We start from the raw sequence: 24,936 nt of genomic DNA on the forward strand, positions 1-24,936 counted from the left end.
TCCGTATACATACAATATGTACAACTTTACTAAATGGACACGACATGTATGCTATAAAAACAAAGAGTAAATATATTTTATATACAAAGTAAAAAAGACCTTGTATATTACAAGGCCTTTTGCAAGCTTCCTTTATTTTGTAGTAAATACATATTATAATACAACCCTTGCTCACTCAGTAACTCTTGATGTGTTCCCCTTTCTACTATCTCTCCATCATGCATAACGAATATTTGATCTGCATCTTGAATTGTAGATAACCTGTGAGCAATCGCTATCGTCGTTCTACCTTTTCTCATTTGCTGCAACGCTGTTTGAATAGCCTCTTCTGTTTCTGTATCGATATTAGCTGTTGCCTCATCTAATACTAACACTTTCGGATTAGTTGCTATCGTTCTAGCAAAAGCAATTAATTGTCGTTGACCACTAGAAAATGCAGCTCCTCTTTCTACTACTTCTGTTTCATACTGCTTTGGTAATTTTTCAATAAACGTATTGGCTTGCACAAATTGCGCAGCTTCTTTTACTTCTTCATCTGTAATTTCTTCATTGTACATACGAATATTTTGCTTTACATTTCCTGCAAATAAAAATGCATCTTGCAATACGAGTCCTATTCTCTTTCTAATTTCTCGTTCTTCAAATTTCTCTAAATCTACATCGTCTATTACAATGTTTCCCGACTTAATATTATAAAATCGCATTAGTAAATTCATAATGGTACTTTTTCCGCTACCAGTATGCCCAACAAAAGCAACCGTTTGCCCTTGTTTCACATGAAAAGATACATTTTTTAAAACATCACGCTTTCCATCATACGAAAAAGTAACATTTTTAAATTCAATATCTCCATTAACTACTTGAGGATTCCCATCCCCTTTTTGAACCGGCGCTAAATCTTTCTCATCTATTAAATGAAATACACGTGATGATGAAACAAGTGCCTGTTGGAAAAATGATAATTTCATCATCATCTCATTTACAGGTTGGAAGAAACGATGAATATAGTTAACAAACGCATATAAAACTCCTACTTCAACGGGACTCTTTAAAGCGTCAATTCCGAATAAACCAAGTACTAATGCAATTGCTACAATATGAACTAAATCCGTTGCTGGACGTAAAAGTAATGCGTCTAACTTTAACGTGCGTCGTCCTGCACTATAATGTTTATTATTCACTTCTTCAAATTCTTTTCTCATACGTTTTTCTTGTCTGAATACTTGAACAATATTCATTCCTTGAATGGACTCATTTAACTTCGCATTTAATACGCTTAATTGATTACGTACTTCTAAATAAAAAGCTGCACTTTTCCGGCGATATAGCACCATAATAGCAAACATAATTGGAATTAATATAAGAGAAAATAGTGCTAATTTTACATCTAATAAAAACATCGCCACTAAAATCCCTACTAAAAACACTACATTTTTTACGAATGTTGATAGTACACTTACATAAAAATCCTTAATCGCTTCCGTATCATTTGTTATGCGAGATACGAGTGTACCTATCGGCGTACGATCAAAGAAACTTAATGACAATTTTTGAACGTGTTCATACACTTCAACTCGCATATCTTGAACAATCTTAAAAGCTATATTTTGAAAGTACAATAAATCTAAATACGTAAATAATACTTTTAATAAATGTGCAATTATATACACTACAAATAGAGTAACAAGTGCTGATTGATCAAAGTTACGCGGTACTAAATGTTCATCAAGAAATTGTTTAATTAAAAAAGGACCCATCATTTCAGTTACAGTTGCACCAACTAGGAATAAAAATGCTAATGCTAATAACCTTTTATATGGTCTCATATAAGAAAGTAATCTTCTTAAATCACTCCGCTTTTTCTCAGCCATCATACGCCTCCTTTCTCTACTAACGCCTCTAGTTGCTGGCTTTCGTACATTTCTTTATACCAACCATTTTCTCCCATCAATTGTTCATGTGTTCCTCGTTGCACTACCGCTCCTTCATTAATCACAAGAATAATGTTTGCATGCTGAATTGCACTTAAACGGTGTGCAGTAATAATCGTCGTTTTTTCTGCTCTTTCCCGTTTCAATGCGGATAATATAGTTTCTTCGGTTTTTGCATCGACAGCTGATAAACAATCATCTAAAATTAAAATTTCAGCATTCGTTAATAAAGCACGCGCAATTGAAATCCGCTGTTTTTGACCTCCTGATAGTGAAACACCTCTTTCACCTACTACCGTATCATACCCTTCTGAAAATTGAACGATATCATTATGAATACAAGCAATTTCAGCAGCACGCGCAATTTCTTTATATGTAGCATCGACCTTTCCGAATGCAATGTTCTCTCCAATACTCGCTGAAAATAAAAAATGATCTTGCGGCACGTATGAAATTGCAGAACGTACACCATGAAGTGTTACATCTCGAATATCCCGTTCACCAACTTTTAATTCACCATTAAAATGATCATATTCTCGAATTAAACATTTTAACAACGTCGTCTTCCCTGCACCGGTACGTCCCACAATACCTAGCGTTTCACCTTTTCTTAAATTAACATAAATATCTTTTAAGTTTAATAGTTCATTTTTCTTATAAGAAAATGAATCAATAGCAAATGAAACATCACCACTTGCTATAGTATTTATAGCGTTTTCCTTATTTACTACATCTGAAGTTTGTGAAAGTATTTTCTCCACACGATCATACGAAGCGCGTCCACGTTCCATAATATTAAACAACCATCCAAAAGCTAACATTGGCCATACAAGAGTCCCTAAGTATGTTGTAAACGTTACTAGCTCTCCTACAGTTAATTCGCCCCGTACTACTAATAAAGATCCGTAACAAACTGCGATTAAAAACGAAAACCCGACAATAAGTGCAATCGTTGGATCGAATAACGAGTCAATACGCGCGACTAACATATTTTTATGTACGACATCTTCTGATTTCTTCCGAAATGCTTCCAAATCCTCTTTCTCTTGTCCAAGCGAGCGAATTACCTTCATCCCACTCATACTTTCTTGTACTTTATCGTTGATTTCAGAAAACGATTGCTGCGCTTTATGAAATCTTCTATGCAATAAAGTTCCATAATAATTTGTAGAAATCGCTACAATTGGCATCGGAATTAAACTTAATAATGTCAACTTCCAACTAATTGTAAACCCCATCGCTACAAGTACACATCCTCCAACTGCTAATGAGTCAACAAGTGTTAAAACACCCGATCCAGCAGTTTGCTGAATTGCCTGAATATCATTGGTCGCATGTGCCATCAAATCGCCTGTACGACGTGATTGATAGAAAGTTGGACTCATCTTTGTAAAATGTTCATATAAATTCTTTCGTAATTGACGGGCTAATTTTAAAGAAGATCCAAAAATCATAATACGCCACAAATAACGCAATATGTACATAGTAATCCCTACAACAACTAACAGAATAACCCACTTCAACAATTTTTCAGATGTTAATGTTCCATTATTAATTTCATCTACTACAATACCTAGTACTTTCGGGGCTACAAGTTCAAGAAGCGCGACACCAAATAACATAATAATCCCGATTATGTACGCTCGTTTCTCTTGTTTAAAAAACCAAGCTAAATTAAAAAATACTTTCATATTTATCCTCCTCCCTTAAAATGAGCGATGTTTTCAGTTTAACAAAAATACAGAATTTTTAAAAGTTTTAAACACTTTAAAATTCCAATAGGAAAGGGCACTCTTATCGAGTGCCCTTTAGCGCTTATTTTGTTTGTTGCTTGCTCATCGCGCTCATCATTTGATTGATTTTCTTTTGGGAAGGTTTTTGTCCCATTTGCATCATCATCATTTTTAACATTTGTTCATTAATTGGTGGATTTTTTTCTAAGTAGTTCATCATGTATTTGCGGGCAATGAAAAATCCTAACGCCACGCCTGCTACTAGTGCTACTACGCCCACTAGAATACCTAACCAAATTGGCATATATTTTCCTCCTTCATGTTGTCTACCTTACAGTGTACTAAAACCTTTTCAATAAGACAAGATAGAATTCGACATTTTTTACACATATGTTCGTACTTGTTTTAAAGGATTCAACCATCCGTATTTTGTATTTTCATAATCCATAGCTAAAAATGTTAGTTCACACTTTCTTAACACCTCAAAGAAAGTCGTTTCCATAGAGACATTTCCAGAGGTATTCATGCGAATATAGTGTGGTTTCACTATTATTTCGCCATATTCCGCTCCCGTAAAAAGTGTATGCGTATGATGTGTTCTATCATATTTACCAAGAACACGCAAAGCTTGCTCTAATTTATGATGAATTTTCATTACTTGTAATGGCATCGTTATATACATCATTTGTTTATATAACACTTTTTTCTCCGAAAGGGACCCAGATTCTGAAAATCGAGCAAATAAATCAAAAAACAAATATTCACGACCAAAATAAGCTTTCGCAATATCCTCTTGAATTAAATACAATTCATACGTTTTCATTTTCAGCCTCCCAATCTGGACAACCTTTTCTCTTCATTATATAGAAGAAAATTTGCAATGATTGTCTGACTGCGGAGAGATAAAAAACTTTTTCTGTCGAAAAAACTCATTTACATAGAAAAACCTCTCCATGCCGGAGAGATTTTTCTAAAATCATTAAAGCATTTCTTTTACTTTACGAACAACGTTCTCTACAGTAAATCCATACTCTTCCATAATCTTCTCACCAGGAGCAGAAGCACCGAATGTATCGATACCTAACACATCTCCTTCAAAACCTACGTAACGGTGCCATCCGAATGTAGCACCCATTTCGATTGCGAAACGTTTTGTTACTGCTTTTGGTAATACAGATTCTTTGTACTCAGCAGTTTGAGCTTCAAAGCGATCCATAGATGGCATGCTGACAACAGCTGCGTCAACGCCGTCTACTGCTAACGCTTTTTGTGCTTCAACAGCTAGACTTACTTCAGATCCAGATGCAAGTAAAATTACATCAGCTGTTTCTTTCTTGCTTGCAGAAACTACATATGCACCTTTTGCAACTTTTTCATACGTATCGTCTTTTGCGCCTTCTAATGTTGGAAGATCTTGACGAGTTAATACTAAAGCAGTTGGTGTTTTTGTAGATTCTAAAGCTAATCTCCAAGCCGCAACAGATTCGTTACCGTCAGCTGGACGAATAACAGATACATTTGGCATTGCACGAAGCGCTGCTAATTGCTCAACTGGCTCATGTGTTGGACCGTCTTCACCAACAGCGATACTGTCGTGTGTGAATACATACGTTACTGGCAATTGCATTAATGCTGCAAGACGAATTGCTGGACGTAAGTAATCAGAGAATACGAAGAACGTACCACCGTAAGTTTTTAAACCACCATGTAGTGCAATACCGTTCATTGCTGCACCCATTGCGAATTCACGTACACCGTACCAAATGTTTTTACCGCTGTAATCTTCTCTTGTAAAGTCTTTTTCGTTATTCATGTATGTTTTGTTAGAACCAGCAAGGTCAGCAGATCCACCGAAGAATGATGGTACAGACTCTGCAATTGCATTAATTACAGCACCTGAAGAATTACGTGTTGCTGCTTTTGATCCTAATTCATAAGTTGGTAAGCTTTGTTCCCAACCTTCTGGAAGAAGACCGTTCATTGCTGCTTGCAGTTCGTTTGCTAATTCTGGATATGCTTGTGCATATTCACCTAACATCGTGTTCCAAGCTGCTTGCGCTGTTTCACCAACATCTTGTACTGTTTTACGGAAGTTGTCATATACTTCTTCTGCTACATGGAAGTCTTGTTCAGCAGTCCAAGCGTATGCTTCTTTCGTTAATTTTGTTTCGTCTACACCAAGTGGAGAACCGTGTGAAGCTGATTTTCCTGATTTGTTTGGAGAACCGAAACCAATTGTCGTTCTTACTTCAATTAGCGTTGGGCGTTTTTCGTCAGCTTTCGCTTCTTCAATTGCTTTCGCGATTGCTTCAATATCGTTTCCATCCTCAACACGGATTACTTGCCATCCGTATGCTTTGTAACGATCTTCTACACTTTCAGAGAATGAACGATTTAAATCGCCATCTAATGAAATATCGTTTGAATCGTAAAGCACAACAAGACGACCTAATTGTAAATGAGCAGCTAATGAAGATGCTTCAGCAGAAACGCCTTCCATTAAATCTCCATCACCACAAATAGCGTATGTATGATGATCTACTACATTATACGCATCACGGTTATATTTAGCCGCTAAATGTCTTTCAGCCATTGCCATACCTACAGCAGTTGCAATACCTTGTCCAAGTGGACCAGTAGTTGCGTCTACACCTGCAGTATGACCGTACTCAGGATGTCCTGGAGTTTTACTTCCCCATTGACGGAAGTTCTTTAAGTCATCCATTGTTACATCATAACCAGATAGGTGAAGTAGGCTGTATAATAACATTGAACCATGACCTGCAGATAATACGAAACGATCGCGGTTAAACCACGTTGGGTTATTTGGATTATGTTTCATAAATTGAGTCCATAATGTATAAGCCATTGGTGCTGCACCCATTGGCATTCCTGGGTGACCAGAGTTTGCTTTTTCAATCGCATCGATGGATAATGTGCGAATCGTGTTGATAGAAAGTTGTTCGATTGAATGTGACATGCTATTCTTCCCTTCGCTTATATTAGTAAACGTTTTATACATTTATATGATAGCTTCCCACGCAAGATTATACAACATGTATCGACAAATATGTTGATGTTTTTTTGATTTTTTATAAAAAAACCAATGATTTCGGGAATGTATGGGTATTCAATATGACATACTTTTTTATTGTTTTTATTTTAAAAAGAAAGGGAATTGTCTGTATATTTATACAAATGTACAGACTTCTTTTAATAAATACTTAAAAAGACAAAAAAGCATCTGACTTCGATGCTTTTAAAATCCGTTAAACAATCCGTTTTCGAATCGAACTTGAAATAAAATCGATTATAATTACCATTAGAATGATGCCCAATAAAATAATTCCCACACGAGACCAATTCCGTGAACTTAATGCAAAAATTAATGGCGTACCAATACCACCTGCTCCAATTACACCTAAAATCGCAGCGGATCTTACATTAATTTCGAACCTGTATAACGTATACGATAGAAAATCTGGTAACACTTGTGGTAATACTGCATACCAAAGTATTTGAAACCGATTTGCACCTGTTGCTATTAACGCCTCGGTCGGTCCCTTATCTATATTTTCAATTCCTTCCGAATATAGTTTCCCTAACATTCCGATAGAGTGTAATCCCAAAGCTAGAACTCCGGCAAAAGAGCCTGGCCCAACAGCTTTTATAAATAAAAGAGCCATAACTAATTCAGGAAATGTACGAACGAAACTAAGTACAAATTTCCCAGCACCTGAAGTTAATTTTCCACTACTCATATTTGTTGCTGCCCAAAAAGCAAATGGAACAGATAAAAAGGCAGAAATAAATGTACCTAATACCGCAATTGCCAACGTATCAATCAAACCATGTAATAAATCTTCACCATCAGGCAAAGATACATACGACCAATCTGGGTTCAACACGCCTGTCATAATTGCTTTTGTAATTTCTCCCGCTGTATTCTTTATTCCCTCGAGTGGGACACCTGAAAAGGCCCATACATATATAACTGTTAGTGCTATAAAAATAATCCAGCGATTTACACTCGGTTTCTTCGGTTTTGGTACGATTATCGTCGTTTTACTCATTATAATTTCTCCCGCAACAATGTACTTATGTAATCAATTAACAATACAACAACAAGGGTATAAATAATAATGGAAGCAGTTTGTTGATATTGTAAAAATCCAAGTGTACGATCATAATATAAACCAATGCCACCTGCTCCTACTAAACCTAGAACGGCTGCGGCACGTACATTCACCTCAAATGTATAAAGTACGTAGGAAACAAAGTGCGCTTTCACTTGCGGAATGACCCCATAAACAATCCATTGCACCTTATTCGCTCCTACAGCTGTCATCGCTTCTAATGGACCTGGATCAATTGATTCAATTGACTCATACAATAATTTCGCTACGAGCCCAACCGAGAAACAAGTAAGAGCCAAAATACCTGGAAGTGGTCCTATTCCAAAAATCGCTACAAAAATAGCCGCTAATAATAAATCTGGTATCGTTCGTATAAAATTTAAAATCAATCGAGCTGGACTGTACAAAAATACACTAGTAAATACATTACTTGCTGCAAATAGTGCAAGTGGAATGGCTAAAATCGCTCCTAAAGTCGTTCCAATAATCGCCATGCGTATTGTATCTAACATTGCTGTTGTAATAACTTGAAAATAACTCCAATCTGGTGGCACCATTTCCTTCAATAAATCCACCATATTTGGAAAACCAACTACTAGTTTTGAAAATGATGCGTCGACCTGTACACTACTACCCCACAACAGTAAAATAACTAGAATAACCGTTAACATATGTTTCAATTTACTCGGCGGCTTCGGTATCGATTTCGAATATATCGTCACGTTATTCATTTAGCTGCCACCTCTAATAGTGAGCTTTTCTGAGCTACGTCCCCATAAATTTCAGCAAATTTTTCATCCGTTGCCTCATCTACTACACCATCAAAAACAATTTCACCTGCATGTAATCCAATAATGCGTGTAGCATATTGCCTCGCTAAATCAATAGAATGTAAGTTTACAATTGTCGTAATTCCAAAATCTTCATTAATTTTTTTCAAATCATCCATTACTTGCTTTGTTGTCAGTGGGTCTAACGAAGCAACAGGCTCATCTGCCAATATAATTTTCGCTTCTTGTGCCAATGCTCTAGCAATCGATACACGTTGCTGTTGTCCTCCTGATAATTCATCTGCTCGTGCATATGCTTTTTCTAAAATATTTACCCTGTTCAAAGCCCGAAATGCAAGTTCCAAATCTTCCTTCGGAAACAAGCCTAACGTTGTACGTAATGTCGAATGATATCCAACACGCCCGGCTAATACATTCTTCAGTACCGTGGATCGCTTTACAAGGTTAAAGCTTTGAAAAATCATACCAATATCTCGGCGCATGCGTCGTAACTCTTTGCCTTTTGCAGCAGTAATAGACTCACCTTCAATAATAATTTCTCCTTCTGTAATCTCATGAAGGCGATTTACTGATCTGAGGAGTGTAGATTTTCCAGCCCCAGATAGCCCGACCATTACAACAAATTCACCTTTTTGAATTTTTAAATTTATGTTTTTCAATCCTTTCGTACCATTTGGATACACTTTGGAGACATTTTGAAACTCTATCACACATCTTACCTACCTTCTATGTATTATCAATAACTGAAAAACGGCAAACTAACTGAAATCACACACTTTCCAGTTAGTCGCCATTTCCATATGTATTATTGTGTTTTCACTTTCTTTCCATAGTCACGAACGATATCAAATTTACTATCATCAGATTTCACATATCCTTCGTGTGAGTATACCTCTTTAATGATTTTGTGCCCTTCTTCATTCTTTCCTATTTCAATGAAAGCATCTTGTAATTTCTTGCTCCACTCCGCATCTAAATCAGAACGTACAGAAATCGTATCGTTTGGAATTTTCTCCGTAAATTTTACTATTTTCGTTTGATCGAATATATTCGGATAATCTTTTTTTACAATATTACGAGCATCTTGGAATACAACAGCTGCATCAATATCACCATTTAAAAGAGCAATAAGTGACTGATCATGACCTTTTAATGTAACAGGTTTCACATCCTTTAGCGGATCGACTCCCTCTTTTAACAATACAGCAGCAGGCCATACATACCCTGCTGATGATGTTACATCTTGATAACCAATTTTTTTACCCTTTAATTCTTTTACACTGTTAATATTAGAATCTTTCTTAACAACAAACTCTGATTTATAAAAATCTACTAAGTCCTTTGTGGGAGCTCCAGTTTCATCATCTACCCCAAAACGTTGCGCCTGTAATATTACGTTTGCAGCCTTTTTCTCATGCGCTAACACATACGCTGTTGGAGGTAAAAATCCTACATCTACTTGTTTTGATGCCATAGCTTCTACAATTGTATTGTAATTCGTTGAAATACTAACTTTTACCGGAATGTTTAATTTATCACTTAATAGTTTTTCCAATGGTTTTGCTTTTGCCTCTAACGTATCTGCATTTTGAGAAGGAACAAATTGAACATTTAACGTCTTTGGTACATAACCTTTTTTCGTATCCTCATTTTTACTTGCACTTGATTCCTTCGTTCCACAGCCACTTAATAACCCCGCTGCTAGTACAACTGTTGTGCTCATTGCAAAAACTTTTTTCAACATGTGAATGCCTCCATTTTTCGTTGTTATAAAATAACCTTCCGTAAACATGAAGAAATATATCACATATTTTTACAAACAATTACCTATTTACAGAATCTTTACACATTCTATACATTCTCATTAAAATTCTTTTCATATATTTGATATGATTAATTGAAAGATAACAATAGAAAAGGTGAATGGTATTGAATCAAAATCAAATTGTAACTTTAAATATTTTATTAACAAGCGATGTACATGGTACTGTGTATCCAATTCACTACCAAGATAACTCCAAAGCAGAAATTGGTTTAGCTAAAATTTCTACTCTTATAAAAAAAGAACGTTCCAAAAATACAAACGTTCTTTTAGTTGATAACGGTGATTTCATACAAGGAACACCATTAACTTATTATTACGCTACATACGAAAAAAATAAGAAAAATCCAATGTCCTTATTGGCCAACTATTTAAATTATGATGCTGCAATTATCGGCAATCATGAATTTAATTATGGAATGGATATATTAAATCATGCTGTAGAAACTGCAAACTTCCCGTACTTATCAGCAAACATTTTAGATAAAAACATAAAAGAACCTTATTTCGGGAAACCTTATATAATAAAACATATTGAATCAAATATAAAAATTGCTATTTTAGGGACAACAACACATTACATCCCGAATTGGGAACAGGCCCATCATATTAAAGATTTACTATTTGAAGATGCATTAGAAACAATAAAAAAGTGGGTTCCTTACATCCGTAAACATGAGCAGCCCGATTTACTAGTCGTAGCCTATCACGGGGGATTTGAACGCGATTTTCAAACAGGAGTACCGACTGAAGTTTTAACAGGTGAAAACCAAGGATACGCAATGTATGATGAAATTGATGGTATAGATATTTTACTAACAGGCCACCAACACCGAGAAATTGCTCAAACTTTAGATAATGGTGTAACAATTTTACAGACCGGATGCAATGGACACTCCGTTGGAAAGGTAAAAGTAATATTCGAAAAAACAGAACAAAAATGGGTAAAGAAAAATAGTTACGCACAATTATTGCCTGTGCAAGGAATCGAGGCCGACAAAGATGTTCTTTCCTTGGTCGCCGATTATGAAGAGAAAACACAAAAATGGCTTGATCAGCCTATCGGCATCATTCATGGAGACATGCGAATTTCAGATGCTATGCAAACTCGTTTGCAAGACCATCCTTTTATTGAATTCATAAATAAAATCCAGATGGATATAGCTAACGTTTCTATTTCTTGTACAAGTTTGTTTCATAATACATCTCCAGGATTCCCGAAACATGTCACAATGCGGGATATCGTTTCCAATTATATTTACCCAAACACATTAAAAGTTATTCGAGTGACTGGAGCTGATATAAAAGATGCTCTCGAACTTTCTGCTTCTTATTTCACATTAAATACAGTTGGAAATATAATTGTTAATCCTGCATTCATAGAACCAAAACCTGCGCATTATAATTACGATATGTGGGAAGGGATTTCGTATGTATTAAACATTTCAAAACCAATTGGTGAAAGAGTAGAGTCTTTACAGTATAAAGGCGCTACACTCGATATAAATGAAGAATATGACGTTGTTATGAATAATTATCGAGCAAACGGCGGAGGGAACTTCTTCATGTTTCAAAATAAACCAGTAATAAAAGATATTCCAACAGATATGTCTGAACTTATTGCTAACTATATATTGAAGCATAAAAGAATAGAAGCAACGAGAAATAACAACTGGAAAGTTATTAAATAACAAATAAAAAAAGATGGGCTTCGCCCATCTTTTAATTTAATTTTGCATTATCTTTCTTTTTTAAAGCTTTTAATTTCGCTGGTGTAACATCTGTACCTTCTTCGTTAACGACTTTAATTCCTTTAAGTTCGTTTAACATATTTTGACGAAATCCTTTTAAATATTGTTCTCGTAGCGATTGACGCTCACGTTGTTCTTCTTCAGTTAAACCTTCAGCTTTTGCTTTTTTCGCTAAGAAGTTAATGCGTTCAACGAGTTCGTGATTAAGCATCTCGAATCCCCCTTCTAATCAAAACTGATTATTATCATACAATAGTTACTCTTCTTTATCAAGCAATTGCTTTGTATACTCTACGTATCTACGATGTACAGTCGCTTTTGAAACATTATGACCAAATCCACGAAGCGTTGCCGCAATTTCTTCGAAAGTGAGTTCACTCTTGCGCAAACGTACAATTTCCTCAATTGGCACTTCTTTTTTCTCTCGCCCTACGCTTAAATGACGATTTTTTAAATTATTTTCTGGCCGATAGCCTTTTTCTACCGCGCGTTGCATACCACGTTTAATTTTCAAGTTATGAATCTTTCTTTGATATTCTTCAACAATACTAATTATATCTAATACCATCGAATCAGAATCCGACAATTGTAATTCACCATTATGCGTATGTGTATATACTTTTATTCCCTCTTTATGTAAACAATGCATTAATGCAATCTTCGCATTCCCTCTACCAAGACGTGTTTCATCTTGTATTAGAAGTACATCAACTTGTTCATCTCGAATTGTATCTAATACTTCTAATATGCCATCACGTTCAATTGTATAGCCACTAGCCTGTTCCTCAATCACTTTTGTCACATTCATTTCATAGCGCTCAGCTAAATGCAATAATTCATCCTTTTGACGCAATAACGATGTTTCTTGTGCTTCTTTTGTTGTACTCACACGTGCATAAACAATTGCATTCATTTTGAACCCTTCTTTCTCGCTATATTTTCTCTCTAGTGTATCATAAATCTCCCTTTTGTTCGAACTTATGTTTGTAGAATGTTTTTTCGCATGTTATACTTATTAATAAGAAAAACGAAAGAAAACGAGGTGTTAGAAAACATGGAAAAGTTAACGAAACGCCAGCAAGACATTCTCGACTTTATTAAGCTAAAAGTACAAGAAAAAGGATATCCACCTTCCGTACGTGAAATCGGTCAAGCAGTCGGCCTCGCTTCTAGTTCTACAGTGCACGGACATTTATCACGACTAGAAGAAAAGGGCTATATCCGACGCGATCCAACAAAACCACGAGCAATCGAAATTTTAGGCGATGACCGAATGGATACAGAAACACAATCTGTTATTCAAGTTCCAATCGTCGGAAAAGTTACTGCCGGTTTACCGATTACAGCAGTCGAAAGTGTAGAAGAGCACTTCCCACTTCCAGCTAGTATCGTTTCTGGATCAGATCAAGTATTTATGTTACGTATTTCTGGGGATAGCATGATTGAAGCTGGTATCTTTGATGGAGATTTAGTTGTTGTCCGCCAACAACAATCTGCATACAACGGTGAAATTGTCGTTGCCTTAACAGAGGATAACGAAGCAACTGTTAAACGTTTCTATAAAGAAAAAGACCACTTCCGTCTACAGCCGGAAAACTCGTCATTAGAACCTATCATTTTAAAACAAGTGTCAGTTATTGGAAAAGTAATTGGCGTATATCGTGATTTACATTAAAAATAATAAAAGAAGATAATTCCCTTATTTATATAGGGAATTATCTTCTTTTATATATTGGTAGATTTTAATTCATTCCAAAAAACTCGAATGAATGAATCTATCTTCTCATCTATTATTAACGTGTTTCTATAGTAACATCTCCAGCAGCCGTTTTGCCGCTAATCTTTTTACTCCCATTACCAATTGTTACGTTTTTATTTTCCTCATTAAAAATTGTCACATCTCCAGCAGGAGTTTGCCCAGTTATTACTGCATCTTTTGGTTTTTCCGATAAAGTAATAGTTATATCTCCAGCAGTTGAGCTTGCCTCTACATCATACTTAGGATCATGATCCATAATATATACATCCCCACTAGTCGTTTTTGCTGTTACTTTCCCCATAACCTTTTTAAAGTTCACCTCACCAGCTTTTGTAGATCCCTCTACGTTCTTAGCTGTTACATACTTCAAATCCACTTCTCCTGCCAGCGTTCCAACATTTACGCGGTCACTTTTCACATCACTTATTTCTATTTGTCCAGCTGCTGAATGTACTTTGATCTCTTGGTAAGAACGTTCTGGTACAAATATAGTCAATGTAGACGTTTGAAATCCGAAATTGTAAAAGGAAAAATCAAACGAAACATCTTTTTTTCTTTCCCCAATAACTTTTAATGTGTCACCATCTTCAGTAATACGAATTTCTTGTTTACTTACATCTCCTGTTTGCTTTACATAAAAAGAGGCATCCGGAGATTTTTGGACGACAATATCCCCAGCACCTAACTTAACTTCTATATTTTTTAATGTTTCGTTTTTAATTACGTCTTCTTTATCGCCTTTTTCTGCAGTTTGCACTGCTTTTTCATATGTTTGTGAAATCCCTATTACTCCAATAATGATACAAGCGATAGCTACTAACAATATTTTTTTCATCATCTACTCCCCTTTTATCATTTTGAAGTTCCATATCACATAACGTACGCACAATCTTTTAAACCACTTCGTACTATAATACGCTATCATACATAACAACAAACCTACTCCAACAAATGTTATACTAACGAAAAGATCCAACCATATAAAAGTGCCCATAAATACTTTTACGATAACGAAAAATGGTGTCACTACACTAGCAATCCCACCGACCCAAAAAGAAAATATAAAACCGATAATTGCAACTAAAGGGCCTAACACGATAATAAAATTAAATAAACTAAGTCCAATCGCCGCCATGACAGCTCTTGTAACATTTGAAGTCGATGGATCTTTTTTCATTTCATCGAAACGATACATCGCAAGTAATTCTTTTGCAATTACTTTAGGAGAACCAAGTCCTTTTATTATTTCTAATTCAGTTTTCCCCTCTTCTATCCCAAACTGAAAGTGCTCTTCATAATCAAATAAAATATCTTTCCTCTCTTCTTCCGGTAACTTTCTAAGCTGATTCGATAATTCTCTAAGGAATTGTTCTTTATTCATCCCAATTCACCCCTTCAATAATTTCTTGTACCCCTTTCGCAAAATCACTCCACTCTGTTACTAACAAATGAAGTTGCGTCTCCCCTTGCTCTGTTAGCTGATAATATTTACGAGGCGGTCCTTCCGTGGACTCTTTTAAATACGTTTGAAAATATCCCTCTTTCGTTAAACGACGTAATAATGGATATACTGAACCTTCCGATATTAAAAATTTATTTGAAATTTGCTGTACAAGTTCATAACCGTAACTATCTTTACGTTTCACAAGTGCCAAAACACATAGCTCTAACACACCTTTTTTAAACTGAACGTTCAAATGTAATCCTCCTTTCTTAGTTTAGTACTGTTCAATACACGGTACTAGATATATCCATAATATACCACTTGGTACTATTTATTGCAAGGTACTTGTTTATATGTATTCACTGACTTTAAAAACGCGCAAATAAAATCCCGAATAAGAATCTGTTGTAGTTCACCATTATTCGAGATTTTATTCGATTCGAACTGCATTCATACAAAGCTTCATTCAATTTTTCTCCTCTAAGAACCAACTTCCATTTGTGACCCTAGTAAATTTCGAAATACACCTTTTCTTTCTTTAGCTAGTTGATTAAATTCACCTTTTTGAACAATTTCACCTTTTCCTAAAACAATAACTTGATCTGCGTTGCGTATAGTAGATAAGCGATGTGCAATAACAACAATAGTCATTGTTCCTTTCAATCTTTCTATTGCTGATTGGATTTTCACTTCATTTTCAGTATCTAACGCACTCGTAGCCTCATCTAATACTAAAATCGACGGTTTTCTTAAAATAGCTCGAGCCAATACAAGTCGCTGATGTTCACCACCTGAAAGCCTCACCCCACGATCTCCAATCAGTGTATCAAGTCCATTTGGAAGCATTCGTACAAATTCAGTTGCTGCCGCAAATTCTAATGCAGCCCAAATTTGTTCTTCATTTACATTCGAGTCAATCATCATTAAATTCTCTCTTATACTAGCATTAAATAAGAACGGATCTTGTGGTACATAGCTAATAGCCCGTCTTAATGATAATAAATTATCAGTTGTAAGAGGGATACCATCTATTAACACTTGACCTTTTTCTGGTTGGATTAACCCCATTAACACATCAATTAATGTACTTTTCCCAGCACCAGAATGTCCTACAATTGCCGTCATACTATTTATTGGAATTTGTACATTAATGTTTTGAAGTGCATATAAAGCTTCTTGCTTATTATAACGAAAAGAAACATCCTTACACTCAATACCTTGTTTTATACAAATCGGCTTTATATGTTTTTGCATGTATATATCCTGCATTTCAACCGCTTCATTACACTCCTGTTGCAATTCCCATAATGACTTAAAGGCAGGAATGCTTGCAGCCAGTTGTTCTAAATTTGACTGAATCGTCATGAACCTTGGCCATAATCTTGAAAAAATGAGAATGATTAATAGTAACTGGGCCGTTTGCGCTTGAAACATATTTACTGACAAAAATATAAAAAATGCAATTAATATAGCCATTGAAATTTTATAAAACAATTGAGAGTTTGACCTTATTCTCATATACTCCATTTGTTCGCTACTCATCTTTTTTGTTATAGATTGAAACCAATCCAAACGTGATCCTTCCAAAGTATTGCTCTTTATATCTTTAATTCCATTGAAATGATCTGTTATACCAGAAAGATAGTCTTTTGCCAATTCTGAGGTCTTACCGCCTAGTATCCGTGCTTTTTTTATAAAAACACGAGAAGCTACCAAGAACAATAAGCCAAAGCCCAAAACAAATACAGTGACTTGGGGAGATAATAAAAACGCAAGCCCTACCTGTATGAATGTAAATAGAATAGTAGCTAGCAATTGTAAAATTAAATTAATCCCATAACTAACACGAGCTAATTCTGTAGTTAATATATTAATTAGATTTGTTTTCCTTTTTTCTAAAAAAAATCTCCACTTTGCTTTTAAAATCATACTATATGTTTCTACTCTTAACTTTCGTACAAAAACTTGTTGCGTTCTCGCATCTCTTAACGTTATATTTCTTTGCAGTATATTTTGACTTAACACTATTAATACATATATACCTAAAATAGAAATTAAACTTGTTGTTTTAGGGAAATTCTGCAAAATTCTATATACAGGTGCAATAAAAGAAGTCTCCTCACCTGTATTAATTATTCCAGTCATACTTATCATAGGAAGTAATAAAATAATACCTATCCCTTCAAGTAAACTTATTAACACCATACCAAATAAATTCACATACAGTATTTTTCCTGCTGAAGAATATAATTTCTTCATAAAATATATAATATAATTCATCGATGTTCCCCCAATAACAAAGCAAACTTCTTCGTTTTTCTCCAAATACATAGAAACGGACGTAAAGGAAAATATAAAAAATGAAGAAATTTAGGTAACGGCAATGTTTTCGCATCAATTGGATAAGGATATAGTTGGCTCATAATAAATAAAGTTTTTTGCTGATTAGACATTAACGAAAATAAATGTCGACTATGATAAGCAAGTACTTCTTCAGGAACCGGATCGGTATGCAAGTTTATCATTTGCTTGAAATAAAACAAGGCTTCTTGCGCTAACTGTTTTGAATGTTTTTGAGCTACTAATTCCATCATTCTTTCATCCATCCGTACACCTAGCAATTGAGATGACAAAATTAATGCTTGTCCTCCTAAATGTAGCATTTGATATGTTTTCATTAGTTTATGAATCTCACTCCAATTAAGATCTTGATTGACAATTTTTTTTATATCTACTAACCAGCGTAATCTGGACCAACCATGTCTAGCACCATGAGATACAAGAAATAAAAATAAATCTTCCTTCCCTAGCATATATACAGAATTACTCGTAAGGGTGCTTTTTCTCTTTCGCTTCCAAAGCTCTTCAAACCCAGGTTCCTTACTAGGTCCGGGATTTAACCGCCAATGAATCTCAAGCTTAATCTGTTTTGTCGGATGAAAAAATGTTATATGATGATGCCTCCATTTCCAATCATTTAATATCGTTTGAATATAATCGTCTTTTACATATCCCTGCTCTAAAAGTAGCATTTCTACTTTTTCTAAATTTTGAATTGGAATAAGAACGTCCAAATCACAGGATGTTCGTAAAGAAATATCTCCATATAAATCCTGAGATAGTACAGGCCCTTTTAGAAAAATCATACGAATCTCATTTTCATTACATATTTTATTTATTCGTTCCATTTCAGCACTTAAATAAAGCATTTGAAATGTATTTTTTTTATATTTTCTATTCAAGGATTGTACAATATGTGAAGGAATTATTTCCTCATCTACCTGTTTAAGTTTTTGATATATCACCGGATAAACGCGATGATGCACAACCTGTTCAAGAAATAATTCCCAATCAATATCCGAAAACCATTCATTGCTGTAAGTTTGCATTGTTTCATCATCTTTTAACTTCAAAATTGCAAAAAGAAGTTTCAATTCCTTAGACATGAACTCTACATTAAGACCAAAATCTTTCTCCATTTTACTCTCCTTTAATAGTGTTCTCACTTAGCCTCTTTGCAAATGATCCAACGACAGTGAATTTCTCCATTCCTTCCGATCCAGTAACATAAAAAGAACCGCTACGTAACCATGCATGTGCAATTAGTGCCCCACTATTATCCTTAGCAGTTCCTAAATAAAGAGTACTCTCAATGTCACGTTTTTCAAGCATTTTCATCCCAGCTATCGCTTTAACGAGACATTGACTTTCCCAAAAAGTATAACGACTCATAATAGAAATTGCTTCGGACACCTCCTTTAGTGTATCCTCGTGTTGCTGAATTTGCGCAACTGATGTTTCGTTCATGTAATCCCCTAAAGAAGGTGCAACTTTGGAAAAGGTAATACTTTTTAGTACACGCGCCCATCCTAAAAAAATAAAAGTCTCTAAAAATAAAAGCTTTGTTTCCATGTTCAGCAATAAAAATACCCTTAACCTTTTCACAATATTCATTAATCCCTTCCTAACAGTTCTATTGAAATTATAAATCTATCTATTAGGCTGATCTTTTATTTGAATTAACCCTTCTTGAAATAAACACTCTAAAAAGGTAAGAACTTGCTCTTCACAATCTTTTCGTTCAATATCATAGTTGGATACTAGCATAGTAACAAGCTGATTAATTATTATTGGCTTTTCAATAAGCTCCCATATTTCTCCGCCTATTTCACCTAAGTTATAGTAATTTCCTTTCTGGACATTTAACATAACTTTTTCCCCATCCATATCGCTTACTATATTACCTTTACTTTGGACAACGTTATGTTTTAATGATATTTTTCTCGAGTGGACAACCATCAACCATACTCCCTTTCTGTATAGTATTTAAAATAACTTCCACAAGCTCATGAGCTGTAAATCTTGAAGTCGGGCGACTTACTTGAAACATTTCCATTCCACTTGCAATATGAGTTGAAGTTTCAAAATGCCATTCCATCAATCCTAATTTAGAAATCAAAGAACTCCTAAAAGTATGACGGTATAATTTATACAAGCGTGCGAGCCCTTCTATACGGGTCATCTCAATATCTTCTCCCTGTGTTTTTACTAATTCAATAACACCAGCAAGAGGTAATGGTTCTGGAAAAAATTGAGAATTAACAGGAACAGCATACTTCGTTTCTCTTTCAAATAAAGCGCTAAATTGCGCTACTTCCATTCCTAACTCATTTATGCTCTCTTGCCATAATTTTTGTTGTGCGTAAGAAGGATGAACTATTGCAGTATTTTTATTCAAAAGAGACACAGCAACTACATCATCACTTAAAAGCTGATATCCTTTATTCAAAAAAGCCGAGGCTAACGTTGATTTTCCAGCCCCTGAATCACCAATTAATGCATACGCTTTTCCATCTATGGCAATTACACTCCCATGCAATGGGAGTGTTTTACGTTGCATTAAAAGCGCCCCCATACAAGTGCCCAGAATATATAGGCGAATTTTATCTTCTTCTGCGTCTGCCATAGGTGAAAAGGTGATTTTCTCGCCGGCTTGTACAGAAAATATTGCAGTTTGAGGAACATGAAACATAACTACATCATCCTCCACTACAATTGTTTTTTGCTTTTCTACGCTATATTTACTCCACTGTTCTGACAAATCCGTTATTTCAACTTGAACATCTGCCATCTCTTTTTTTTCATTCAGCTGAGACAATTCGGGTAATGGAATTTCACTTACTATTTTTAACCCGAAGGCTTGATATAACACATTCCCCACAGAATCAAACATCCTATCCCCCACATTGTCAATTTTTTGAAAGCTCTTATATAATAAAGCTATATAAGAGCTTTATTTTTCCAGTGACTTAACTGTACTTCACTGGGTCATCTGGGTCAGGTTGAACAGCATCTGGATATTTATGCCCAGGCCCAGCCATAGTCATATTAATATTAAGTACTTCTAATACAGGTTGTTTCCATTCCTTTTTCATACGTATCACCTCCTTTCATATTGCTTTTTTTATAAATCGATAAAAGATTAAGCTGCGCATTAAAACTCTAAAATCTAAATCAAATGCATATTCTGGTCGAGGTTCTTTACAAATTTTTGAGATAGCTTTCTTAATTACCTCTACATTTAGAAATTCAGAGATAACTGGATCTACACTAAGTTCTTCAACTTCCTCAATAAATTCATTCCAAAAAGGAGCCATACGGTAAACACCATCTGCACCTTGAATACCGCGAACCCGTTGATTCAATCGTACTTTATCAGGAAGGAAGCTCTTTGTGGCTCTCCGGATCAGGGCTCTATCTAAACCATTTTGAACATACTGTTCTTCTGGGACTGATAAACAAAATTGAATCAATCGTAAGTCATTTGTGGGATCACGATCCCATAAGGCATAACGTAATGATAATTTCGTTTCATACGTGCCATTTATGCTCCAATAATATGGTTTTTCAAACTGTTCTCTTTTCATGTCATATGCATTAGAAATAGAGGTGCCTGTTATATCGATTTCTTGTTCTCTAAGTCTGTCAAAAACATTCATTTCCCTTGCAAATTCCGGATTAATTATTACGGAATTTGCATCTTGTTTTCCTGAAAAAAGTAACTGATGCAAAAATGGAAATGCCTTTCGTCTTACCACTTCAAAAACACGTGATTTTTTTACTCCTATATTTCTACTATATAAATATAGTTCACGATAAAAACGAATCCAATGTAGCTTTTTCAATAACATTGCCTGGTAATCTAAAATAGGTCCCCATGATACTGTCCAATTACCTCTTTGACCACTAAGAAGTACTCCTATTCCCTGCTGAGCTGCTTTTTCATAAACTCCACTCAACCAAAAAGTATTCTCAAAAAATTTATATGGCATCTCCATTGTTTCCAGCCAATCATCAATTTCCGATAGTGGGCTTCTCTCTGGCAATTCTAAATAATAATCCTGTATATTCCCTACATGCTCTACAGTCGATTGAATAAATGGTCTTTCGTCAGCTATCCTACCTTTGTGTGTCCAATCTTCAAATCCTTCTACTGGAACATAACTATACGTATGTAATTTTTTATTTTCAGTCCGTAAATCCCTTGCAGCAAAACTAACGACAGAACCTGAGTCTAACCCTCCACTCAAATGGGCTCCGACTTGGTGGTGTGTTCGCAAACGTGCCTTCACTGCACTTTTATACACCTCTCGAAACGCCTCTTCATACTCTTCATTTGATTTTAAATTAAGCATTTTCCCAACAGTTGGTGTATAGTATCGTGAAAACTTCACTTCGCCTTCCTTTACCAAAATAGTGTGTGATGGAGGCACTTGTTCTATATATTTGTAAACTGTTAACTGTGGATCTACCGATTCGAAATTTACAGGTATAGCTAAAAATTCAGCAAGCCACTGCTCATTCAATTTTTTCTCAATATACGGTAGAGTAAATAACGGATTTATAATGGTACAAAAAGCAAATTTTTCCTCACCACGATAAAAATAAAGAGTCCGACTTCCTGAAAAATCTCTGGCACCAAAAAGAATTTGTTTTTTCTCATCCCAAATCATAAAAGCAAAATCGCCTACCAAATATTTCGGAGCCGATTCCCCCCATTTCTGATAAGAGAGTAAAATCAACTCACTATCTGTCATGTTTTTTCTATCCGAATAATCCACTTGTAATTTTTCAAATAACTCATCACGATTATCAATAATAGCATCTGCTGTAATTGCCAATTGCTTTTCATAATTATAAAAGGGTAATTGTTCACCAACTGACTCTGGTGTAATCCATTGTGCATGACATCCTAGAAAAGCATTTTCTTTGTGCCATATTTGAATATCGTCAGCAGGGTACTTTTGTAATTCACTCATTAATCGTGTGCCATGTTCAATTGATATAGGTTCATTATTAAAGTGAATAATGCCAGTTATAGCGCTCATTTCTTCCTCCTAATATATGAAAAGTTACTACAATTACTATTTACATATTAAATTCGTTAAACATACCCCTTTATCATTCTTTTTAAAGAACGAAATTATTTATTTTTATTACTTTCTCAATTACATGCTTTAATTTACTTTCAGACTTATATATTATAGACATTTCCAAATCTATACTCCTCCCTTTTTTTATGTAAATTGAAACTGAACACTAGAAAGGATTCATTATAAAGAACAATTAGTGGTACGTATACAAATCTAATTCAAATTCCATTTTCACTTACTTTTCTTTTAATTCTTCCATTCTACAACTTTTAAAATGCTTTGAATTACCCTTTGTTGATCTTCTGCTAACATATTAGATCCTGAAGGCAAACAAATTCCACTTTGAAATAGGTACTGCGACACATCTTCATTTTTGCTATGCGGATAATACTTCTTCTCTTTAAAGAGCGACTGCATATGAAGTGGCTTCCACATAGGACGCGCTTCAATGTTCTCTTCTGCTAAAATTCTCAACAATTTCCCAATAGAAATCCCAGATTCCTTTTCATCAATTGTCAATGTAGTAAGCCAACGATTTGGGCGAGTATGTTCTAATTCAGGCATAAAATAAAACCCTGGCATGTGAGATAGCGCTTCGTAATACCGTTTATATACAAATCTTCTAGCTCTCACCCTATCTTCTAACACTTCTAATTGTCCTCTACCAATACCAGCTAAAATATTACTTAGTCGATAATTATACCCTATCTCACTATGCTCATAATGTGGAGCTGGATCCTTTGCTTGTGTCGCTAAAAATCTCGCTCTTTCCAATGCTTCTACATCATTAGAAACTAGCATTCCACCACCTGAAGTTGTAATAATTTTATTTCCATTAAATGAATAAACACCAAATTTTCCGAATGTACCGCTTGCTTTTCCTTTATATGTAGATCCAAGAGATTCTGCTGCATCCTCAACTATAGGAACATTATATTGATGACAAAGTGAGAGAATTTCATCTAGTTTAGCACTCTGACCATATAAATGAACAAGAATGATAGCCTTAGGCAAATTCCCCATTTTATTTGCTTCATATAATGCATGTGCCAATGCACTCGGTGACATATTCCAGGTTTCCGGTTCTGAGTCAATAAATACCGGTTCCGCTCCCAAATAAACAATCGGATTTGCACTCGCTACAAAAGTAAAACTGGAACAAAATACTGTATCTCCCTTTTGAATACCTAATAACTGCAAAGCTAAATGAATAGCAGCAGTACCTGAACTAACTGCAGTACCTCCCCTAACTCCTACAAAAGATGCAAGTTCTCGTTCAAACCCATCGACATTTGGCCCAAGAGGAGCAACCCAGTTTGTATCAAATGCATTTTGGATATATTTTTGTTCATTCCCACTCATGTGCGGAGAGGAAAGGTAAATTCGCTTTTTATGCTGAACTGTGTGCATGTAAACACATCCTTTATACATATTTAAATACTATGTATCTAAAAACATATGCTTTAATACAGATATATCAGATAATCTCCTTAAATTATCAATTGTATAATGTGCTTTATAAGCTTGCTCAACTATAAGATTATGGTAAATTCCATCTTCTCTACTAATATGGATCGTTAACCATTTCAATTTCTTGGCCGTTATAAAATCCTTACTTAAATTATCTCCTATATAGACACATTGCTCATGAGGCACCTGTAATTCCTTACTTATTTTTTCATAAGGAATTTTGCTTGGTTTCCAACATTCTTTTCCTAGCTTATCAGTGAGAATTATTGAATGAACCCTCTCTTTTAACTTTAATGCATTTATTTTTCTTTCTTGAGCAACTAAATATCCATCTGAAATAAGTCCTATTTTAACGGTATTAACCAAATTATTTAGTACCCAATCCGCTTCATCCAACAATTGGATATCTGGTTTATGGAACCTATACTGTTCTATCAAATTACTAATCAATTTTTCATCATAATCAATGTCTAACTTTTTAAGTGTTTTATTAAACACAAACTTTCTTTCACCTGAATTGAATAATCGAATTGCGATATTATAAAAACCAATTTTTCCATAGTTATCTTTAATCCAATCATCCACTGCTTTAAAGCCACTTACGACATAATCTTTCTCTTTATATAAAGTATCATCCATATCAAAAACAATTGCTTGAATCACCAT

The 24,936-nt window shown here is 34.9% G+C and carries 25 protein-coding genes; 2 read left to right on the forward strand and 23 right to left on the reverse strand.

Annotated features, from left to right (window positions below; genetic code table 11):
* Positions 1 to 107 precede the first annotated feature (107 nt).
* The 9 genes from JDS98_RS19990 to JDS98_RS20030 form a co-directional block, all read right to left on the reverse strand.
* On the reverse strand, positions 108 to 1,871 hold the full coding sequence (locus JDS98_RS19990) for an ABC transporter ATP-binding protein (RefSeq protein ID WP_097958456.1): 1,764 nt from the start codon (positions 1,869 to 1,871) through the stop codon (positions 108 to 110).
* Positions 1,871 to 3,622 (reverse strand): ABC transporter transmembrane domain-containing protein, encoded by a 1,752-nt coding sequence (locus JDS98_RS19995; RefSeq protein ID WP_199634239.1) that lies wholly within the window; start codon positions 3,620 to 3,622, stop codon positions 1,871 to 1,873. The genes JDS98_RS19990 and JDS98_RS19995 overlap by 1 nt, the downstream gene beginning before the upstream one ends.
* Positions 3,623 to 3,746: 124 nt before the next feature.
* The gene (locus JDS98_RS20000; RefSeq protein WP_001123316.1) at positions 3,747 to 3,968 is read right to left on the reverse strand and encodes a YneF family protein; all 222 of its coding nucleotides are present in this window, start codon (positions 3,966 to 3,968) and stop codon (positions 3,747 to 3,749) included.
* 78 nt (positions 3,969 to 4,046) lie between these two features.
* Positions 4,047 to 4,487 (reverse strand): sporulation inhibitor of replication protein SirA, encoded by a 441-nt coding sequence (gene sirA, locus JDS98_RS20005; protein WP_000860638.1) that lies wholly within the window; start codon positions 4,485 to 4,487, stop codon positions 4,047 to 4,049.
* A gap of 156 nt (positions 4,488 to 4,643) precedes the next feature.
* Positions 4,644 to 6,644, reverse strand: a complete 2,001-nt coding sequence (tkt, locus tag JDS98_RS20010; RefSeq protein ID WP_199634240.1) for a transketolase — start codon at positions 6,642 to 6,644, stop codon at positions 4,644 to 4,646.
* Positions 6,645 to 6,933: 289 nt separating this feature from the next.
* Complete coding sequence (phnE, locus tag JDS98_RS20015; protein WP_199634241.1) at positions 6,934 to 7,737, reverse strand: phosphonate ABC transporter, permease protein PhnE; 804 nt, start codon at positions 7,735 to 7,737, stop codon at positions 6,934 to 6,936.
* Positions 7,737 to 8,531, reverse strand: a complete 795-nt coding sequence (phnE, locus tag JDS98_RS20020; protein ID WP_199634242.1) for a phosphonate ABC transporter, permease protein PhnE — start codon at positions 8,529 to 8,531, stop codon at positions 7,737 to 7,739. Before phnE (JDS98_RS20020) ends, phnE (JDS98_RS20015) begins: the two co-directional genes overlap by 1 nt.
* A complete protein-coding gene (gene phnC, locus JDS98_RS20025; RefSeq protein WP_098821723.1) occupies positions 8,528 to 9,301 on the reverse strand; it encodes a phosphonate ABC transporter ATP-binding protein in 774 nt (257 codons plus the stop codon). The genes phnE (JDS98_RS20020) and phnC overlap by 4 nt, the downstream gene beginning before the upstream one ends.
* Positions 9,302 to 9,396: 95 nt before the next feature.
* Positions 9,397 to 10,335, reverse strand: a complete 939-nt coding sequence (locus JDS98_RS20030) for a phosphate/phosphite/phosphonate ABC transporter substrate-binding protein (protein ID WP_070173637.1) — start codon at positions 10,333 to 10,335, stop codon at positions 9,397 to 9,399.
* Between the two features lie 185 nt (positions 10,336 to 10,520).
* On the opposite strand from JDS98_RS20030, the gene JDS98_RS20035 reads away from it, so the two are divergent.
* Positions 10,521 to 12,104 (forward strand): bifunctional metallophosphatase/5'-nucleotidase, encoded by a 1,584-nt coding sequence (locus JDS98_RS20035; protein WP_199631897.1) that lies wholly within the window; start codon positions 10,521 to 10,523, stop codon positions 12,102 to 12,104.
* A gap of 31 nt (positions 12,105 to 12,135) precedes the next feature.
* On the opposite strand, the gene JDS98_RS20040 is transcribed toward JDS98_RS20035, so the two are convergent.
* Together JDS98_RS20040 and JDS98_RS20045 are read right to left on the reverse strand one after the other, a co-directional pair.
* On the reverse strand, positions 12,136 to 12,375 hold the full coding sequence (locus JDS98_RS20040) for a DUF896 domain-containing protein (protein WP_199631896.1): 240 nt from the start codon (positions 12,373 to 12,375) through the stop codon (positions 12,136 to 12,138).
* Between the two features lie 45 nt (positions 12,376 to 12,420).
* On the reverse strand, positions 12,421 to 13,077 hold the full coding sequence (locus JDS98_RS20045) for a YneB family resolvase-like protein (RefSeq protein WP_000991794.1): 657 nt from the start codon (positions 13,075 to 13,077) through the stop codon (positions 12,421 to 12,423).
* A 141-nt stretch (positions 13,078 to 13,218) separates the two neighbouring features.
* Between JDS98_RS20045 and lexA the strand changes: the two genes are divergently transcribed.
* The gene (lexA, locus tag JDS98_RS20050; RefSeq protein WP_000413736.1) at positions 13,219 to 13,839 is read left to right on the forward strand and encodes a transcriptional repressor LexA; all 621 of its coding nucleotides are present in this window, start codon (positions 13,219 to 13,221) and stop codon (positions 13,837 to 13,839) included.
* Positions 13,840 to 13,957: 118 nt separating this feature from the next.
* On the opposite strand, the gene JDS98_RS20055 is transcribed toward lexA, so the two are convergent.
* From JDS98_RS20055 to JDS98_RS20110, 12 genes are all read right to left on the reverse strand, one after another.
* A complete protein-coding gene (locus tag JDS98_RS20055) occupies positions 13,958 to 14,761 on the reverse strand; it encodes a DUF4097 family beta strand repeat-containing protein (RefSeq protein WP_070173639.1) in 804 nt (267 codons plus the stop codon).
* Positions 14,762 to 15,304 (reverse strand): DUF1700 domain-containing protein, encoded by a 543-nt coding sequence (locus JDS98_RS20060; RefSeq protein ID WP_001031393.1) that lies wholly within the window; start codon positions 15,302 to 15,304, stop codon positions 14,762 to 14,764. It abuts the gene before it with no gap.
* The gene (locus JDS98_RS20065; RefSeq protein WP_001102631.1) at positions 15,297 to 15,620 is read right to left on the reverse strand and encodes a PadR family transcriptional regulator; all 324 of its coding nucleotides are present in this window, start codon (positions 15,618 to 15,620) and stop codon (positions 15,297 to 15,299) included. The genes JDS98_RS20060 and JDS98_RS20065 overlap by 8 nt, the downstream gene beginning before the upstream one ends.
* A 227-nt stretch (positions 15,621 to 15,847) precedes the next feature.
* Positions 15,848 to 17,647, reverse strand: a complete 1,800-nt coding sequence (locus tag JDS98_RS20070; protein ID WP_199634243.1) for an ABC transporter ATP-binding protein — start codon at positions 17,645 to 17,647, stop codon at positions 15,848 to 15,850.
* Entirely contained in the window at positions 17,644 to 18,846 is a 1,203-nt protein-coding gene (locus JDS98_RS20075) for a nucleotidyltransferase domain-containing protein (protein WP_199634244.1), read from the reverse strand. The genes JDS98_RS20070 and JDS98_RS20075 overlap by 4 nt, the downstream gene beginning before the upstream one ends.
* A 1-nt stretch (position 18,847) precedes the next feature.
* Positions 18,848 to 19,321, reverse strand: coding sequence for a lasso peptide biosynthesis B2 protein (locus tag JDS98_RS20080; RefSeq protein ID WP_097958470.1), 474 nt, complete (start codon positions 19,319 to 19,321; stop codon positions 18,848 to 18,850).
* A 36-nt stretch (positions 19,322 to 19,357) separates the two neighbouring features.
* Positions 19,358 to 19,666, reverse strand: a complete 309-nt coding sequence (locus tag JDS98_RS20085; RefSeq protein ID WP_097958472.1) for a lasso peptide biosynthesis PqqD family chaperone — start codon at positions 19,664 to 19,666, stop codon at positions 19,358 to 19,360.
* Positions 19,629 to 20,600 carry an aldolase gene (locus tag JDS98_RS20090; RefSeq protein ID WP_097958473.1) on the reverse strand — a complete coding sequence of 324 codons (972 nt, stop codon included), beginning with the start codon at positions 20,598 to 20,600 and terminating at the stop codon, positions 19,629 to 19,631. Before JDS98_RS20090 ends, JDS98_RS20085 begins: the two co-directional genes overlap by 38 nt.
* 76 nt (positions 20,601 to 20,676) lie before the next feature.
* Complete coding sequence (locus JDS98_RS20095) at positions 20,677 to 20,802, reverse strand: paeninodin family lasso peptide (RefSeq protein WP_000712621.1); 126 nt, start codon at positions 20,800 to 20,802, stop codon at positions 20,677 to 20,679.
* Positions 20,803 to 20,817: 15 nt separating this feature from the next.
* Complete coding sequence (locus JDS98_RS20100; RefSeq protein WP_097958475.1) at positions 20,818 to 22,755, reverse strand: lasso peptide isopeptide bond-forming cyclase; 1,938 nt, start codon at positions 22,753 to 22,755, stop codon at positions 20,818 to 20,820.
* Between the two features lie 291 nt (positions 22,756 to 23,046).
* Positions 23,047 to 24,210, reverse strand: a complete 1,164-nt coding sequence (locus JDS98_RS20105) for an aminotransferase class I/II-fold pyridoxal phosphate-dependent enzyme (RefSeq protein ID WP_097958477.1) — start codon at positions 24,208 to 24,210, stop codon at positions 23,047 to 23,049.
* A gap of 30 nt (positions 24,211 to 24,240) precedes the next feature.
* Complete coding sequence (locus JDS98_RS20110) at positions 24,241 to 24,936, reverse strand: HAD family hydrolase (RefSeq protein ID WP_016108923.1); 696 nt, start codon at positions 24,934 to 24,936, stop codon at positions 24,241 to 24,243.

This window comes from Bacillus cereus group sp. N11, assembly GCF_016483605.1.
Taxonomy (GTDB): Bacteria; Bacillota; Bacilli; order Bacillales; family Bacillaceae_G; genus Bacillus_A; species Bacillus_A toyonensis.

Coding starts and splice junctions, on each gene's coding strand:
- JDS98_RS19990 (WP_097958456.1), bottom strand. CDS start 1,871: ATGGCTGAGAAAAAGCGGAGTGATTTAAGAAGATTACTTTCTTATATG.
- JDS98_RS19995 (WP_199634239.1), bottom strand. CDS start 3,622: ATGAAAGTATTTTTTAATTTAGCTTGGTTTTTTAAACAAGAGAAACGA.
- JDS98_RS20000 (WP_001123316.1), bottom strand. CDS start 3,968: ATGCCAATTTGGTTAGGTATTCTAGTGGGCGTAGTAGCACTAGTAGCA.
- sirA (WP_000860638.1), bottom strand. CDS start 4,487: ATGAAAACGTATGAATTGTATTTAATTCAAGAGGATATTGCGAAAGCT.
- tkt (WP_199634240.1), bottom strand. CDS start 6,644: ATGTCACATTCAATCGAACAACTTTCTATCAACACGATTCGCACATTA.
- phnE (WP_199634241.1), bottom strand. CDS start 7,737: ATGAGTAAAACGACGATAATCGTACCAAAACCGAAGAAACCGAGTGTA.
- phnE (WP_199634242.1), bottom strand. CDS start 8,531: ATGAATAACGTGACGATATATTCGAAATCGATACCGAAGCCGCCGAGT.
- JDS98_RS20030 (WP_070173637.1), bottom strand. CDS start 10,335: ATGTTGAAAAAAGTTTTTGCAATGAGCACAACAGTTGTACTAGCAGCG.
- JDS98_RS20040 (WP_199631896.1), bottom strand. CDS start 12,375: ATGCTTAATCACGAACTCGTTGAACGCATTAACTTCTTAGCGAAAAAA.
- JDS98_RS20045 (WP_000991794.1), bottom strand. CDS start 13,077: ATGAATGCAATTGTTTATGCACGTGTGAGTACAACAAAAGAAGCACAA.
- lexA (WP_000413736.1), top strand. CDS start 13,219: ATGGAAAAGTTAACGAAACGCCAGCAAGACATTCTCGACTTTATTAAG.
- JDS98_RS20055 (WP_070173639.1), bottom strand. CDS start 14,761: ATGATGAAAAAAATATTGTTAGTAGCTATCGCTTGTATCATTATTGGA.
- JDS98_RS20060 (WP_001031393.1), bottom strand. CDS start 15,304: ATGAATAAAGAACAATTCCTTAGAGAATTATCGAATCAGCTTAGAAAG.
- JDS98_RS20070 (WP_199634243.1), bottom strand. CDS start 17,647: ATGAATTATATTATATATTTTATGAAGAAATTATATTCTTCAGCAGGA.
- JDS98_RS20075 (WP_199634244.1), bottom strand. CDS start 18,846: ATGGAGAAAGATTTTGGTCTTAATGTAGAGTTCATGTCTAAGGAATTG.
- JDS98_RS20080 (WP_097958470.1), bottom strand. CDS start 19,321: ATGAATATTGTGAAAAGGTTAAGGGTATTTTTATTGCTGAACATGGAA.
- JDS98_RS20085 (WP_097958472.1), bottom strand. CDS start 19,666: ATGGTTGTCCACTCGAGAAAAATATCATTAAAACATAACGTTGTCCAA.
- JDS98_RS20090 (WP_097958473.1), bottom strand. CDS start 20,600: ATGTTTGATTCTGTGGGGAATGTGTTATATCAAGCCTTCGGGTTAAAA.
- JDS98_RS20095 (WP_000712621.1), bottom strand. CDS start 20,802: ATGAAAAAGGAATGGAAACAACCTGTATTAGAAGTACTTAATATTAAT.
- JDS98_RS20100 (WP_097958475.1), bottom strand. CDS start 22,755: ATGAGCGCTATAACTGGCATTATTCACTTTAATAATGAACCTATATCA.
- JDS98_RS20105 (WP_097958477.1), bottom strand. CDS start 24,210: ATGCACACAGTTCAGCATAAAAAGCGAATTTACCTTTCCTCTCCGCAC.
- JDS98_RS20110 (WP_016108923.1), bottom strand. CDS start 24,936: ATGGTGATTCAAGCAATTGTTTTTGATATGGATGATACTTTATATAAA.